At 63.0% G+C, this 14,119-nt stretch carries 15 protein-coding genes; 12 read left to right on the plus strand and 3 right to left on the minus strand.

Going from position 1 to position 14,119, the window contains the following annotated elements; genetic code table 11:
* Positions 1-25 precede the first annotated feature (25 nt).
* The gene (locus OH764_RS01445) at positions 26-235 is read left to right on the plus strand and encodes a DUF2970 domain-containing protein (protein ID WP_498847777.1); all 210 of its coding nucleotides are present in this window, start codon (positions 26-28) and stop codon (positions 233-235) included.
* A gap of 128 nt (positions 236-363) precedes the next feature.
* Positions 364-1,221: a cytochrome c oxidase subunit 3 gene (locus OH764_RS01450; protein ID WP_498847778.1), complete on the plus strand. Its 858-nt coding sequence runs from the start codon at positions 364-366 to the stop codon at positions 1,219-1,221.
* A 166-nt stretch (positions 1,222-1,387) separates the two neighbouring features.
* Here the strand turns inward: OH764_RS01450 and OH764_RS01455 are convergent, their stop codons facing one another.
* Positions 1,388-1,597, minus strand: coding sequence for a twin transmembrane helix small protein (locus tag OH764_RS01455; protein ID WP_020067028.1), 210 nt, complete (start codon positions 1,595-1,597; stop codon positions 1,388-1,390).
* A gap of 111 nt (positions 1,598-1,708) precedes the next feature.
* Here OH764_RS01455 and OH764_RS01460 point away from each other — a divergent pair, with 111 nt between their 5' ends.
* The 5 genes from OH764_RS01460 to OH764_RS01480 all read left to right on the plus strand — a co-directional run bounded on the left by OH764_RS01460 (position 1,709) and on the right by OH764_RS01480 (position 5,825).
* Positions 1,709-2,425 (plus strand): SURF1 family protein, encoded by a 717-nt coding sequence (locus tag OH764_RS01460; RefSeq protein WP_498847779.1) that lies wholly within the window; start codon positions 1,709-1,711, stop codon positions 2,423-2,425.
* A 70-nt stretch (positions 2,426-2,495) separates the two neighbouring features.
* Positions 2,496-3,158 (plus strand): SCO family protein, encoded by a 663-nt coding sequence (locus tag OH764_RS01465; RefSeq protein ID WP_498847780.1) that lies wholly within the window; start codon positions 2,496-2,498, stop codon positions 3,156-3,158.
* 23 nt (positions 3,159-3,181) lie between these two features.
* Positions 3,182-4,291, plus strand: coding sequence for a COX15/CtaA family protein (locus OH764_RS01470; RefSeq protein ID WP_498847781.1), 1,110 nt, complete (start codon positions 3,182-3,184; stop codon positions 4,289-4,291).
* 6 nt (positions 4,292-4,297) lie between these two features.
* On the plus strand, positions 4,298-5,203 hold the full coding sequence (gene cyoE / locus OH764_RS01475) for a heme o synthase (protein ID WP_020067023.1): 906 nt from the start codon (positions 4,298-4,300) through the stop codon (positions 5,201-5,203).
* Positions 5,204-5,207: 4 nt separating this feature from the next.
* Complete coding sequence (locus OH764_RS01480; protein WP_204522737.1) at positions 5,208-5,825, plus strand: SCO family protein; 618 nt, start codon at positions 5,208-5,210, stop codon at positions 5,823-5,825.
* A gap of 50 nt (positions 5,826-5,875) precedes the next feature.
* Here the strand turns inward: OH764_RS01480 and OH764_RS01485 are convergent, their stop codons facing one another.
* The gene (locus tag OH764_RS01485; protein WP_498847782.1) at positions 5,876-6,166 is read right to left on the minus strand and encodes a YciI family protein; all 291 of its coding nucleotides are present in this window, start codon (positions 6,164-6,166) and stop codon (positions 5,876-5,878) included.
* 270 nt (positions 6,167-6,436) lie between these two features.
* Between OH764_RS01485 and OH764_RS01490 the strand changes: the two genes are divergently transcribed.
* Positions 6,437-7,249, plus strand: a complete 813-nt coding sequence (locus OH764_RS01490) for a MetQ/NlpA family ABC transporter substrate-binding protein (protein ID WP_481368647.1) — start codon at positions 6,437-6,439, stop codon at positions 7,247-7,249.
* Positions 7,250-7,255: 6 nt separating this feature from the next.
* Here the strand turns inward: OH764_RS01490 and OH764_RS01495 are convergent, their stop codons facing one another.
* Positions 7,256-8,182: a bifunctional helix-turn-helix transcriptional regulator/GNAT family N-acetyltransferase gene (locus OH764_RS01495; RefSeq protein WP_498847783.1), complete on the minus strand. Its 927-nt coding sequence runs from the start codon at positions 8,180-8,182 to the stop codon at positions 7,256-7,258.
* A 368-nt stretch (positions 8,183-8,550) separates the two neighbouring features.
* Here OH764_RS01495 and OH764_RS01500 point away from each other — a divergent pair, with 368 nt between their 5' ends.
* From OH764_RS01500 to ptsP, 4 genes are all read left to right on the plus strand, one after another.
* Positions 8,551-9,285 (plus strand): GntR family transcriptional regulator, encoded by a 735-nt coding sequence (locus OH764_RS01500; protein ID WP_020067018.1) that lies wholly within the window; start codon positions 8,551-8,553, stop codon positions 9,283-9,285.
* Between the two features lie 112 nt (positions 9,286-9,397).
* On the plus strand, positions 9,398-10,501 hold the full coding sequence (gene nagA / locus OH764_RS01505) for an N-acetylglucosamine-6-phosphate deacetylase (RefSeq protein ID WP_498847784.1): 1,104 nt from the start codon (positions 9,398-9,400) through the stop codon (positions 10,499-10,501).
* Positions 10,494-11,501 carry an SIS domain-containing protein gene (locus OH764_RS01510; protein ID WP_498848852.1) on the plus strand — a complete coding sequence of 336 codons (1,008 nt, stop codon included), beginning with the start codon at positions 10,494-10,496 and terminating at the stop codon, positions 11,499-11,501. Before nagA ends, OH764_RS01510 begins: the two co-directional genes overlap by 8 nt.
* 38 nt (positions 11,502-11,539) lie before the next feature.
* A complete protein-coding gene (gene ptsP, locus OH764_RS01515) occupies positions 11,540-14,104 on the plus strand; it encodes a phosphoenolpyruvate--protein phosphotransferase (protein WP_498847785.1) in 2,565 nt (854 codons plus the stop codon).
* The last annotated feature ends 15 nt before the right edge of the window (positions 14,105-14,119 follow it).

The following is a 14,119-nucleotide window of genomic DNA, read 5'->3' on the forward strand; positions in this document are numbered from 1 at the left end:
ATGCCGCCGGCGAAGGAAGACAACAATGAGCGATAACAGCGGCGGCCCGCGCAAGAGCAGTTTCGGCCAGTCGATGAAGGCGGTGTTCTGGTCGTTTTTCGGCGTGCGCAAGCGGCGCGATCTTGAAGCCGACGCAACGCAACTGAACCCGATGCACGTCATTATCGCGGCGTTGATCAGCACGGCGATTTTCATCGGCGTGCTGATTTTGGTGGTACGCGCGGTGGTGGGCTGACATTGCGCATGCATGTGGTACGGGCGTAGCAGCGCCCACGAATTAGAGTGAAGCGGTGCGGTACACACGCGCCGCCGAAGATGCAGCCGGAGCTTCCGGAACAACTGGACTGAAGTGGAGAATCAAGAATGAGCGGTCAAAACGAGAGCCCGTACTATTTCGTACCGCATCCGTCGCGGCACCCGATCAGCGCCGCCGCTGGGTTGCTGGTCATGCTCGGATCGCTTGCGGCGTGGATCAACGAACATGACTGGGCGCCGATCGGCGTTGTCGTCGGCCTGTTGTGGCTGCTCTTTACGTTGTGGCACTGGTTTGGCGACGCGATTGCCGAATCCGAAGGCGGCATGTACGGCAAGAACGTCGACAAGTCATACCGCTGGAGCATGAGCTGGTTCATCTTCTCTGAAGTGATGTTCTTCGGCGCTTTCTTCGGCGCGCTCTTCTACGCACGCGCAATTGCGCTGCACGAACTGGCGAGTCTCGATTACAAGCTGATCTGGCCGGACTTCTCGGCGGTGTGGCCCAACAACGGTCCCGCGTCGCTCGTGTCGACCTTCAAGTCCATGACGCCATGGCCGGTGCCGACCATCAACACGGCGCTGCTGCTTTCGTCGGGCGCCACGCTGACGGTCTCGCACCACGCACTGCGTGAAGATCATCGCAAGAAGGCGATTGTCTGGCTGGCAGCTACGCTCGTGCTGGGCGTGTGCTTCCTGTTCTTGCAGGGCTTCGAATATTTCCACGCGTATAACGAACTGAACCTGACGCTGGCTTCGGGCGTGTACGGCTCTACATTCTTCCTGCTGACGGGCTTCCACGGTTTTCACGTGTTCCTCGGCGGCACGATGCTCGCGGTGGTCCTGGTGCGAATGATTCGCGGCCATTTCACGGCGGAACACCATTTTGCGTTCGAAGGCGCGGCCTGGTACTGGCACTTTGTTGACGTCGTCTGGCTTGGACTCTACGTGGTCGTGTACTGGCTGTAAGACTGATTGGCCCGCGCCGCGGCCGGCTATACCGGAGCGCGCGGGGGCCGTCGCGCAGCGTTCATCGGAACACCGCGCACGCGTAGTGAGCAGGATTGATGAAGCGCCGCCCTCGACCCTGTCAGGGCGGCGTTTTGTTTATAGCGCAGTGATGGTTACGCCAGGCTCAGCGCCCGTACGGAATGCCGGTTGAATGAATCCAGCCCATCCAGTACGCAAACAGAATGAAGAGGAACAGCGAGATCGAAAGTCCGACTCGCGTGGCGAGCGACCAGACCATCCGCTTGGTTTTGCCCTTGTCATGCATCATGAAGTACAGCGCCGACACCATGCTGGCGATGATCAGGACGAAGGCGATGGGAACGAGAATGTGCATGGAAGCTGCTAAGACGGAAAAGCGCGAAGGCAAGATGATCATTATCTCACCGCGCGCCGGCGTTTGCCCCACGTTCGCCAGCCCTTTCAAGCCGCACGAGGAGTGTCGTCGATGAAGATCCGGCTCGTTCCCGCGTTGCTGATCCTGCTCGTGGTCGCGGTGACCTTGCGGCTCGGCTTCTGGCAGCGCGACCGCGCGCATCAGAAAGAAGCACTCGAGGCACGCATCACGCAGTTTGAGAACGCGCCCGCGCAAGCTGTCACGAGCGCTCCGGTGGCATTGAAGGACATTGAATTCCATCGCGTGAAAGCGCGCGGCACGTTTGTCGCTGACAAGGTCGTGTACCTCGATAATCGTCCGTATAACGACCAGCCGGGTTTTTACGTGGTGATGCCTCTTAAACTCACCGGCGGCGGTTATGTGCTCGTCAATCGGGGCTGGTTGCCGCGTAACATCAATAATCGCGAGACGATCGCGCCGTACACTACGCCCCAGGGCGAAATTGAGATAGAAGGGATTGCGCGTGCGGATGCTTCGCGCGCGTTTGAACTGGGGCAGGGCGGATCGGCCGCGCATCAGGCGATTCGCCAGAATCTCGACGTCGCCGCGTATGCCGCCGAGACCGGACTGCCCTTGCAATCGTTCGTGATCCAGCAATTGAACGACGACGGCGACAAACTCGTGCGCGACTGGCCAGCTCCAACCAACGGCGTCGAGCGCAACTACGGCTACATGTTCCAGTGGTGGGGCATGGCGGCTGCGGCCTTGGCCTTTGGCCTGTACGCCGCGCGCCGCGCCGCCAGAAAACAGCAGGCGCCCATCGTGTAATGCAGCGCGTGCCCGGCGCGGCTCTCCACGACCTGGGCGAGCCGCACAAATTATTGAAAGAGGTTATGTAGTGTCGACGCCATCTCCCCGTTCGCAGCAAGCCCGCAAACCGACCGCCGCCAAGCCGATGCCCGGTCAGCCCAACGGCAAGGGCTCCTGGGAGCGCGGCCGCTGGATCCTGCTGCTGCTCGCGATCGTCTGCGCGGCGCCCATTGCCGTGTCGTATTTCATGTATTACGTGGTGAAGCCGAGCGGCGGCAGCACCAGTTACGGCACGCTCGTCGAACCGCAGCGGCCGATTCCCGAGTCGCTCGTCGTCACTGGCGAAGACGGCAAGCCGCTCAAGCTCGCCACGTTGCGCGGCCACTGGCTGCTGATCTCCGTCGACGACACCGCATGCGATAAAGCGTGCGTGACGAAGCTCTACTTCATGCGGCAAATCCGCGCGGCACAGGGCCCGGAACGCGAGCGCGTCGTAGAAGTGTGGCTTCGTACAGGTGCGGGCAACGTGGCGGACGTGATACAAAAGGCTTATCCCGACACCAACATGCTGCTTGCCGATCCGGCGCAGGTGTCGGCGTGGCTGCCGACCGAAAACGGCACCAAGGTCACCGACCACATCTACATGGTCGATCCAAACGGCAATCTGATGATGCGTTTCCCGAAAGATCCGAACCCGAGCAAGATCAAGGGCGACGTGACCAAGCTGCTGAAATGGTCGAGCATCGGCTGATGCCGCAACCAGGGTAAGAGAAGATGTTCGTACTGCAATTGGGTCTGATCGGCTTGTGTATTGCGTTGTTGCCGCTGTCTTATGTGTGGGTCAAGGCCGACGACAACAAATTCCGCAAGCTCGTATGGCTCACCACTTTCCTCACGCTTGACCTCGTGATGTTCGGCGGCTTCACGCGTCTGACCGACTCGGGGCTCGGCTGTCCGGATTGGCCCGGCTGCTATGGCACGTCGTCGCCATTTATCGCGCATGCTGCGATCACCGCCGCGCATCAGGCGATGCCCACCGGCCCCGTCAGCATGACCAAGGCGTGGATCGAAATGATCCACCGCTACTTCGCGATGGCAATCGGCGTGCTGATCATCGCGCAGACGGTGATTGCATGGGCCGCGCGCATCAAGCGGCGTCCGCTGCACGTGTCGCCCTGGTGGCCGACTTCGCTGCTGCTGCTGATTCTCGTGCAAGGCGCATTCGGCGCATGGACGGTGACGATGAAGTTGCAACCGGTCATCGTGACGACGCACTTGCTGCTCGGTCTCGCGCTGCTGGGCACGCTCGGCTGGCTGGCCGCGCGCCAGACGCCGTTGCCCGCCTACGAGCCGGAAGCAGCGCGTTGGCGCGTCGCCGCAGTCGCGGGTCTCGTGCTGTTGATTGTGCAGATCGCGTTGGGCGGCTGGGTCAGCACGAACTACGCGGTGCTCGCGTGTACGGATTTCCCCACCTGCAACGGCCAATGGGTTCCGCCGATGGACTTCTCGCACGGCTTTCACCTGTGGCGTGCGCTCGGCATGACAAGCAACGGCGACATGATCACGCAAGATGCCTTGGTAGCGATTCACTGGACGCACCGCACTTTCGCGCTCGTGGTCGTCGGCTACCTCGTATGGTTCGCGCTTCAATTGCGCCGCTTCGAGTCGCTGCGGCGTCCGGCGAACGGCGTTTTGCTGGTGGTGCTGATCCAGTTCGTCACCGGATTGTCGAACATCGTTCTGCAATGGCCGCTGCCTGTTGCGGTAGCTCATAACGGAGGCGCGGCGATCCTGTTGCTCCTGCTCGTTATGTTAAACTTTCGAATCGCTTATAGCCGTCCCGGCCGCGCCGTGTTGCCTGCGCGCGATGCCGCGCCAGCGTGACTCCACATGGACAGCACAACACTCCCTCATACGCCCGGCAGCCGGATCTCGCAGTACATTGCGCTGACCAAGCCGCGCGTCACGCAACTTGCCGTGTTCTGTGCCGTCATCGGCATGTTTCTGTCGACACCCGGCATGGTGCCCTGGACCGTTCTGATCGGCGGCACCGTCGGCATCTGGCTGCTCGCCGGTGCGGCGTTTGCAATCAACTGCCTCGTCGAACAAAAAATCGACGCGAAAATGCGGCGCACTTCGTGGCGTCCGTCGGCGCGCGGCGAAATCACCACTACGCAAATTCTGCTGTTCTCAGCCGTGCTCGGTGGCCTCGGCATGTGGACGCTTTATACGTTCGCCAATCCGCTGACCATGTGGCTGACGCTCGCCACGTTCGTCGGCTATGCCGTCATCTATACGCTGCTGCTCAAGCCGGCCACGCCGCAGAACATCGTGATAGGCGGCGCGTCGGGTGCCATGCCACCGGCGCTCGGCTGGGCCGCCGTCACCGGTCAGGTGCCGGGCGACGCATGGATTCTCGTGCTGATCATTTTCGTATGGACGCCGCCCCACTTCTGGGCGCTCGCCCTGTACCGCCGCAAAGATTATGAAAACGCCGGCTTGCCGATGCTGCCGAACACGCACGGCGAAAAGTACACGCGGCTGCATATTCTGTTGTACACAGTAATTCTGTTCGCCGTGACTATGATGCCGTTCATCTCCGGCATGAGCGGCGTGCTCTACCTCGCAGCGGCTGTGGTGCTCGGCGCGGTGTTTCTCGCCTACGCGTGGAAGATCTACCTTGAGTACTCCGACAATCTGGCGCGCCGAACCTTCCGATACTCGATCGTCTATCTGTCGCTGCTGTTTGCCGCGCTGCTGGTCGACCACTATGTGCGCGTTGTGATCGGCGCGTAAGACCATGCTCAATACCCGCTTCGCGCGTGCGGCGCGTGCTGCCGTGATTGCCTGCGCGCTCGGCAGCGCATTGTTCGTGGCGGGCTGCGGCAAGCAGCCACCAGCATTCCAGAATCTGGACCTAACCGGCAATACCCAGTTCGGAAGCAACTTCTCGTTGCCCGACACGTCTGGCAAGATTCGCACAATGGCGGATTACAAAGGCAAGGTCGTAGTGCTGTTTTTCGGCTACACGCATTGCCCGGACGTTTGTCCCACCACGATGGCCGAGCTCTCGCAAGCGCTTCAGCAACTCGGTCCCGAAGACGCCAAGCGCGTTCAAGTACTGTTCGTCACCGTCGATCCTGAGCGCGACACGGCCGCGCTGCTCGGGCAATACGTCTCCGCGTTTAATCCGACGTTCGTAGGCCTGCGCCCCGCTGACGAGGCACAGTTGAAAAAAGTGGCGAAAGACTTCCGCGTCTACTACGCGAAGGCGCCCGGCAAGACCCCCGACAGCTACACGATGGACCATACGGCGGCGAGCTATGTGTTCGACACCGAGGGCAAGCTGCGCCTTTTCGCGCGCGACGGCCAGGGCGCCGCACCTTGGGTACACGACATCAAGCTACTGCTTGACTGACGTCGTGCCGCACGCGAGTCAAACACAAGCCACCCGCGAGCCGCTCAACCTCAAACCGGCATCGGCAGATTCAACCCCGGCGCAAGCCGTGTCGTCTTGAACTCGGTCACCTCGTAACGCGCCAGCTTCTGCACGGCGAACGGATCGGTTGCGAGGATCGCATCCAGCCTGTCACGCTCGATGCGTACCGCCAGAATGATGCCGCCGTCGCGCGGCACTTTCGGTCCCGCGGCCACGAAAACACCTGCTTCGAAATGCGTGGTCAGGAACGCGCGGTGTGCGTCCAGCGCGTCGTCGATGCGTTCGAGTGAAGCGGTATAGATCAGGTTGATGACATACATGGGCGTCCTCGCAGGTGTTTGAACGTACCGCGGATGCTCGCGGCAACGTTTCGAATTATCAGCTACAGCGCGGCGCTTCGTCGCCCGATCGCGCTTCGCATACCTATATGTGATTGCTGTATTTCACATCTCGCACCGCATATGAGACGATTTACGGTCCGGCCGGCGGCGCGCTCTGATCCCGCTGCTACCTGCGTGTCATCAGTGCCCGCGTCTGGCTATCACCCGAATCTCATTGCAAACGATTCGATTAGAAACAGCGAGAATTACATGCAGCGCAGAAATATCCTCAAAGCCCTCTCCGCAGTGATCGCCGGCGCGGCGATCGTCACCAGCCTCGGCGCCCATGCCGACGACAAAGTCATCAAGGTCGGCACCATCGGCGGCCCGGACGCTCAGATCTGGGAAGTCGTCACCAAGGTGGCGAAGCGTGAAGGCCTGAACGTGAAGGTCGTCGAATTCAACGATTATGTGCAGCCGAACGCCGCGCTCGACGCAGGCGATCTCGACGCCAACAGCTTCCAGCATCAGCCGTATCTCGACAGCCAGATCAAGCAGCGCGGCTACAAGATCGTCAACGCGGGCCTCACCTACATCTCGCCGCTCGGCATCTACTCGAAGAAGCTGAAGTCGCTAAAGGATTTGCCGCAAGGGGCGAAGGTCGCTGTGCCGAACGATCCGTCAAACGAGAACCGTGCGCTGTTGCTCCTGCAGACGCAGGGCGTGATCAAGCTGAAGGCCGGCGCGGGCACGAACGGCAACAATGCGACCGCGCTCGACGTCGCTGAGAATCCGAAAAAGATCAAGCTGGTCGAACTCGATGCCGCGCAATTGCCGCGCTCGCTGGCGGATGTGGACGCAGCCGCGATCAACACGAATTTTGCGCTTTCCGCCGGTCTGCAGCCGACCAGAGACGCGATCGCGCTCGAAGACATTCACAGCCCGTACGCGAACCTGATCGCGGTGCGCACCCAGGACAAGGACAAGCCGTGGGTGAAAAAGCTCGTTGCAGCGTATCAGTCGGAAGACGTGCGCCAGTTCATCAAGACGCAGTTCAAGGGTTCGGTGGTGCCGTCGTTCTAACCCGGCTTACAGTCCCAACTCCCACCGCTCGATCATCAGATCCTTGCCGAAACGGCGCTCCGGCGCCGTGCTGACGAGTTCGAAACCGGCGCGCTTGCACAGGCGCCGCGGCTCTTCCAGTGCGCTGGCCGTGGTCAGCGTTAGTCTCGTGTAACCCGCGCGCCGCGCGAACCGCGTTGCTTCGGTCATCAAGCGTGTGCCGATGCCAAGACGCTGCAAGTCCGGTTCGACCCACAAGAGGCGCACGCCGGCCACCGTTGTCGACACTGCGACGATGCACACCGCACCCACCACCATGCCGTTGTGATCAGCGACGACGCACGTTTCGCGAATGCTATCGTTGCGTTGCGTGTAGTCGGCGACCACGCGCGCAAGCAGCCCTTCGAACGATCCGTCCCAACCATATTGCGCCGCGAACCACTGCGCTTGTCGATGCACGAGCCAGCCGCATTCGCCCGGGCGGGGCGCGCGCAGTTCAATGACGTCCTGCTGCGGCTTGTCGCCGAGCAGTCGTTCGATAAGGTTCATCGCGGCAATCAACTGCTCCTGTGAGGCCGCGCCGAGTCCGCCGAGAAGGTCCAGTACTTCCTCAACAGCTGCCGAGTCGAGCGGCGCATAGGCAGCATGGCCGTGAGCCGTCAGTTCGATTAGCGACTGGCGTGCGTCCGTCTCGGACGGCCGTCGCGTAATCAGATTGCGACGCTCGAAACTCGTGAGCAAGCGGCTCAGATAACCGCTGTCGAGTCCAAGCGCGCGGCCGAGCGCCGACGCCGTCTGCGCGCGTCCGCGCGACAGTTCGTGCAGCACGCGCACCTCCGTCAACGAGAACGTGCTGCGAGCCAGGCGCTCGTGCAGAGCGCCGATAAGCCGCGTGTAGAAGCGATTGAAATGGCGGACTGCCTGGGCCCGTCGCAGCGTCTCGGAATCGGTCAAATGCTGATCTCCCGTTTTTTTTATGGATTCGCATACCACTATATTGGAACGCGCCCTCCTTAACAAAATCACGCATCTGGCATAAGCCGCGCCGGGTTCGAAAAAGGACGAACGTGCACCCTTCCAGCCCTCGCGAACTGGTTCGCAATTGGGCCTGCTACACGCTTAATTTGGATCGAATACGGGTAAATCCTGGGCTCTCAAAACCCGCATGCGAACCATGTTCATTGGCCGCTCCGGCTTGATGGACAAGGCTTTACGCCAAGTCATACCGGCATAGAACCAGTTCGTTGACTGGTATTATGTTGGTTATATAATGGGCTCTCATTTTTACAGGCCGAACCTTCTGCCACTGCCGCCGGAGCGCCATGGAAACTCGCTGGTCCGCACTCATGCCTGACGCTCGCAACGTCACGCCGCTGTACTTGCAGCTCGCGCGCAATCTGGCGACCGCGATCCATTGCGGGGTGTGGTCCGCCGGTGAAGCGTTGCCTTCGGAGCGGACGCTCTCGGACGCAATCGGCGTGTCGCGCATTACCGCACGCAAGGCAATCGAACTGCTGGTCGAGCAAGGGCTCATCCGGCGCGCGCGCGGCGCGGGCAGCTTCATCACGCCACGCGTCGAAGATCCGCTGTCGCGGCTCACCGGCTTCACCAAGAAGATGCAGCAGCGTGGCTTCCGTCCGGACTCGGTCTGGCTCGAGCGCGATATCCGCGCCGCCAATCGTGAAGAGCTGGTGCGCCTCGGTTTGTCGCCCGGCGCAGCAGTGGCGAGTTTGCGCCGGCTGCGCCGCGCGGACGGCATCGTGATGGCGGTCGAGCACTCGGCGCTTCCGGTCGCCATCGTTCCCGATCCGCAGGCAATCGGCGTTTCGCTTTACAGCTATCTGGAGCAACGCGGCGCAGCGGTTGTGCGCGCGTTGCAGCACTTTCGGGCGGTCAACGCTTCGAGCGAGATCGCATCACTCATGGATATCGAACCGCGCTCGGCGCTGCTGGTCATTACCCGTATCGGTTATAGCGCCGACCAGCGCGCAATCGAATTGACGGACACCTATTGCCGCGACGACTACTACGACTTCGTCGCTGAATTGCGGACCTGAGCGCCGCTTCCAGGTGGGGCGTACGGCCGCGTAAGCCGCGCCCCTGCGCCCCGCGCCGCGCGCTCAGGCGCGATTGAGCCACACCCCGTATCACGCCTTGCAAGAGAGACTCATGCTGACCGGAAACATACTCACCACCGACGGGTGGATTCACGGCACGCTCGAATTCGAAAACGGCCGCATCACGGCGATTACCGGCGAGCGCGTCGATCCCGCGACGAGCGACGCGCCGTACATCCTGCCAGGCTTCATCGACCTGCACGTGCACGGCGGCGGCGGCGCCGACGTGATGGAAGCCGGCAACGCGATCGAAACCATCACACGCACCCATGCGCGCTATGGCACGACGAGTCTGCTGGCTACCACCATGACCGCGCCGCGCGACGAACTAATGAGCGTGGTGGCCGGTCTCGGCGACGTCGCGCGCGTGCGCACGCCCGGCTGCTCGCGAGTGCTCGGCGTGCATCTGGAAGGGCCGTACATCAACCCAGGCAAGCTGGGTGCGCAGCCCGATGCAGCCGTCTCTGCCGTGATGGACGAAGTGCTCAAGTATCTGTCCATCGCGCCAATTCGCGTCGTCACGCTGGCGCCTGAAATTGCCGGCCATATGGACATCATCTCGGAGATGGCGGCGCGCGGTGTGCGCGTGCAGCTCGGCCATTCGCTCGGCACTTACGACGACGCCGTTGCCGCGCTCAAACACGGCGCGTGCGGCTTTACGCATCTTTTCAATGCGATGTCGCCGCTGCATCACCGCAATCCTGGCCTCGTCGGCGCGGCGCTCGCGCATGCCGAATTCGCTGAAATCATTCCCGACCTGCTGCACGTGCACCCGGGCGCGATCCGCGCCGCACTGCGCGCGATTCCGCGTCTGTACGTGGTCACGGACAGCACGTCGGCGACCGGCATGCCCGACGGCGAATACCGCCTCGGCAGCCAACACGTAACGAAGTGTCTTGGCGGCGTGCGTCTCGCCGACGGCACGCTCGCCGGCAGCACCCTGACCATGGATCAGGCGCTGCGCAATCTGGTGTCGATCGGTCTGCCGATCGCCGATGTATCAAACCGTTTGTCGCGCTACGCCGCCGACTACCTGGGCATTGAAGACCGCGGCCGCATCGCGCGCGGTGCATGGGCCGACGTCGTCGTGTTCGATCGTGAACTGGCGTTGAGCGCGACGTACGTCGAAGGAGAAGCAATTGTCGAATATGCTTAAAGAGGCGTTGGCGTCCGCAGAAACGGTCGCCGCGCAACTCACGGACACCTCGCGCGTCGAGGCCTTGGCCGCCCGGCTCGCGCAACAACCTCGTCATGTCGCGTTGACGGTCGCGCGCGGCAGTTCCGACCATGCGGCGAGTTACTTCGCAAGCTTGACGATGAGCCGCCTCGGCGTGCCGGTCGCGTCGCTGCCCATGTCGGTCGCGACGCTGCAACAGGCGCCGCTACAGGTTCGCGATCAGCTTGCACTGGCGTTCTCGCAATCGGGCAAGAGTCCTGATCTGGTCGGCACGATGCAGGCGCTGCGCGAGGCGGGCGCGTTGACCGTTGCCGCAGTCAATGCACCGGCTTCACCGCTCGCCGACGCGTGCGAGTGGCATCTGCCGCTCGTCGCTGGTCCTGAACTGAGCGTTGCGGCCACCAAGAGCTACATCGCGATGCTCTCGATTTCCGCGCAACTGGTCGCGCATTGGCAGCGCGATCCGGAACTGCTGGCTGCGTTGAATACGCTGCCCGACGCGTTGCAGACCGCCGGCAAGCTCGACTGGTCTAAGGCCGTCGACGAATTGCGCGGCATCGAACGCATGATCGTGATCGGGCGCGGTCTCGGCTTGGCCATTGCGCAGGAAGCCGCGTTGAAGCTGAAGGAAACCTCCGGCATTCAGGCAGAAGCGTTTTCTAGCGCGGAAGTGCGGCACGGTCCGATGGAACTGATCGACCGCGACTATCCGTTGCTGGTGTTCGCACCGCGAGGGCCGGAGCAGGCCGGTCTGCTGCAACTCGCGCGCGACATGCAGGCTCGCGGCGCCCGCGTATTGCTTGCCGCTCCGTCCGATGTACCCGAAGCGACGCTGCCGCTCGCTACCACCGCTCACGCGGCGCTCGATCCGATCGCCGCCATCCTGTCCTTTTACGTGATGGCCGCGGGCCTTGCGGGCGCGCGCGGGCGCAATCCCGATGCGCCGCGCCATCTCAACAAAATCACCGAAACTCACTGACGAGAAATCAGATGCGACGTGTCGAGGAGTCCCGTTTAATGAGCCATTCTGAAGGCCATATTGTTTTGCTGGCGCCGATGACCGGTCCGGTCGTGCTGCTCGCGGACGTGCCCGACCCGGTGTTTTCGGGCGGCATGTTCGGCGACGGGATCGGCGTCGATCCGCTCGAGGGCCGACTCGTCGCGCCGTGCGAGGGAACAGTCACCCATCTTGCGCGCACCGGCCACGCTGTGACGCTGGCCACAGCGGAGGGCGCCGAGATTCTGCTGCATATCGGTATCGACACGGTCGAGCTGAACGGCAAAGGCTTTGCGCCGATGATCGAGCAGGGCGCATACGTGCATGCCGGCGACGTGCTGATCGAGTTCGATCAGGACCAGATCGCCTTGCATGCCCCGAGCCTTGTTTCTGTCATCGCTATAGCTAACTCCGACGCGTTCGAAATCGTCGAGCGCGCGCAGGGCGGCATGCTGAAGGCGGGTGAAACGCCGCTGTTGTTGCTGCGTCCTCGCGACGGTGCGGCGGCCGACGCGTCTCGTCAGTTGAGCGCAACGAGCGTGACTGAAGAAGCGCGCGCGCAAGTCACACTGGTTCACGCTGGCGGCCTGCATGCGCGGCCGGCAGCGCGTGCTCGTGAAGTGGCGCGCGGTTTCGATGCGCGTGTCGAGGTGCGTTACGACGGGCGCAAGGCGGCAATCGAAAGCGTGGTTGGACTGCTGGGACTCGGCGCGGGTCAAGGCGCGACGGTGGAGCTACTCGGTGTGGGTCCGCAAGCCCGCGCCGCAGTAGACGCGATTGCTGACGAACTGACTCGCGAGGCGCACGGCGAAGCCGAAGAGAAGCCTGCGCGGCAAAGTTCGCCCGCGCCGCAAACCGTGACGCCGGCGGAGGGCGAGACTCTCGCGCCGAACACGCTCGCCGGTGTCTGCGCGGCGCCGGGCGTGGCGATCGGCAAGCTGGTGCGCTGGGACGACGCGGACATCGATCCGCCCGAACAGGCAAGCGGCACGTCGGCTGCGGAAAGCCGTCTGCTCGACAAGGCGATTGCGACCGTCGACGCCGACCTCGGCACGACGGTGCGCGACGCGTCGCAACGCGGCGCGGTCGGCGAGGCGGGTATTTTCGCGGTACATCGTGTGTTGCTTGAAGACCCCACGCTGCTCGACGCCGCGCGCGATCTGATCAGTCTCGGCAAGAGCGCGGGCTTTGCGTGGCGCGAGGCGATCCGCGCACAGATAGCCATCCTTAATAATATCGAAGACGCGTTGCTCGCCGAGCGTGCGGCCGACCTGCGCGACATCGAGAAACGCGTGCTGCGTGCGCTCGGCTATACGAATGCCGCGGCGCGCACGCTCCCGGACGAAGCTGTGCTCGCCGCGGAAGAGTTCACGCCATCTGATTTGTCCGCATTGGATCGCTCGCGTGTCACGGCTCTCGTGATGGCGCGCGGCGGTGCGACGTCGCATGCGGCGATTCTCGCGCGGCAGGCGGGCATTCCCGCGCTGGTGGCCATGGGCGATGCGCTGTATGCGATTCCCGAAGGCACACAGGTCGTGGTCAACGCGACGACAGGTCGGCTGGAGTTTGCACCCACGGAGCTCGATGTCGAGCGCGCGCGGCTCGAGCGCAGCCGCCTCGCGGGTGTGCGCGAAGCGAATCGCCGTACGTCGCAGGAAGCCGCGGTCACGGCCGATGGCCGCGCGATCGAAGTCGCCGCGAACATCGCGACGCTCGACGACGCAAAAACGGCCGTGGAAAACGGCGCGGACTCGGTCGGCCTGCTGCGTACCGAACTGCTGTTCATTCACCGTGCAGCCGCGCCGACCACGGACGAGCATCGGCAGAGCTATCAGGGCATTGTCGACGCATTGAGCGGTCGCACCGCGATCATCCGCACGCTCGACGTCGGCGCGGACAAGGAAGTCGATTACCTCACGCTGCCGCCGGAGCCGAACCCCGCGCTCGGCTTGCGCGGCATTCGCCTCGCGCAGGTGCGTCCGGACCTGCTCGACGACCAGCTGCGCGGCCTGCTCTCCGTGAAGCCGTTTGGCGCCGTGCGCATTTTGCTGCCGATGGTGACCGATGTCGGCGAGCTGATTCGAATCCGCAAACGAATCGACGAATTCGCTCGCGAGCTGGGCCGCACGGAACCGATCGAGGTCGGCGTGATGATCGAGGTGCCGTCGGCGGCGCTGCTTGCCGACCAACTGTCGCAACACGCGGATTTCCTGTCGATCGGCACGAACGACCTGACGCAATACACGCTTGCCATGGACCGTTGCCAGGCCGATCTCGCCGCACAGGCCGACGGTCTGCATCCGGCTGTGCTGCGGCTAATCGCAGCGACCGTGCAAGGCGCGAGCAAGCATGGCAAATGGGTCGGCGTATGCGGTGCACTGGCGGGCGACCCGCTTGCGATGCCGCTGCTTGTCGGCCTCGGCGTAACCGAGCTTTCGGTGGACCCGGTTTCGGTGCCGGGCATCAAGGCGCGGGTGCGCAACCTCGATTATCAACTGTGCCGTCAACGCGCCCAGGATGCGCTGGCGCTCGAATCGGCGCAGGCGGTAAGAGCAGTAAGCCGCGAAACGTGGCCGTTGGACTGAACTCCGCACGGTCCG

The organism is Burkholderia sp. M6-3 (genome assembly GCF_050858985.1).
GTDB lineage: Bacteria > Pseudomonadota > Gammaproteobacteria > Burkholderiales > Burkholderiaceae > Paraburkholderia > Paraburkholderia caledonica.

What these genes read in the sequence shown, in the direction of transcription:
- OH764_RS01445 (WP_498847777.1), top strand. Translation starts at nt 26, where the DNA reads ATGAGCGATAACAGCGGCGGCCCGCGCAAGAGCAGTTTCGGCCAGTCG.
- OH764_RS01450 (WP_498847778.1), top strand. Translation starts at nt 364, where the DNA reads ATGAGCGGTCAAAACGAGAGCCCGTACTATTTCGTACCGCATCCGTCG.
- OH764_RS01455 (WP_020067028.1), bottom strand. Translation starts at nt 1,597, where the DNA reads ATGCACATTCTCGTTCCCATCGCCTTCGTCCTGATCATCGCCAGCATG.
- OH764_RS01460 (WP_498847779.1), top strand. Translation starts at nt 1,709, where the DNA reads ATGAAGATCCGGCTCGTTCCCGCGTTGCTGATCCTGCTCGTGGTCGCG.
- OH764_RS01470 (WP_498847781.1), top strand. Translation starts at nt 3,182, where the DNA reads ATGTTCGTACTGCAATTGGGTCTGATCGGCTTGTGTATTGCGTTGTTG.
- cyoE (WP_020067023.1), top strand. Translation starts at nt 4,298, where the DNA reads ATGGACAGCACAACACTCCCTCATACGCCCGGCAGCCGGATCTCGCAG.
- OH764_RS01480 (WP_204522737.1), top strand. Translation starts at nt 5,208, where the DNA reads ATGCTCAATACCCGCTTCGCGCGTGCGGCGCGTGCTGCCGTGATTGCC.
- OH764_RS01485 (WP_498847782.1), bottom strand. Translation starts at nt 6,166, where the DNA reads ATGTATGTCATCAACCTGATCTATACCGCTTCACTCGAACGCATCGAC.
- OH764_RS01490 (WP_481368647.1), top strand. Translation starts at nt 6,437, where the DNA reads ATGCAGCGCAGAAATATCCTCAAAGCCCTCTCCGCAGTGATCGCCGGC.
- OH764_RS01500 (WP_020067018.1), top strand. Translation starts at nt 8,551, where the DNA reads ATGGAAACTCGCTGGTCCGCACTCATGCCTGACGCTCGCAACGTCACG.
- nagA (WP_498847784.1), top strand. Translation starts at nt 9,398, where the DNA reads ATGCTGACCGGAAACATACTCACCACCGACGGGTGGATTCACGGCACG.
- OH764_RS01510 (WP_498848852.1), top strand. Translation starts at nt 10,494, where the DNA reads ATGCTTAAAGAGGCGTTGGCGTCCGCAGAAACGGTCGCCGCGCAACTC.
- ptsP (WP_498847785.1), top strand. Translation starts at nt 11,540, where the DNA reads ATGAGCCATTCTGAAGGCCATATTGTTTTGCTGGCGCCGATGACCGGT.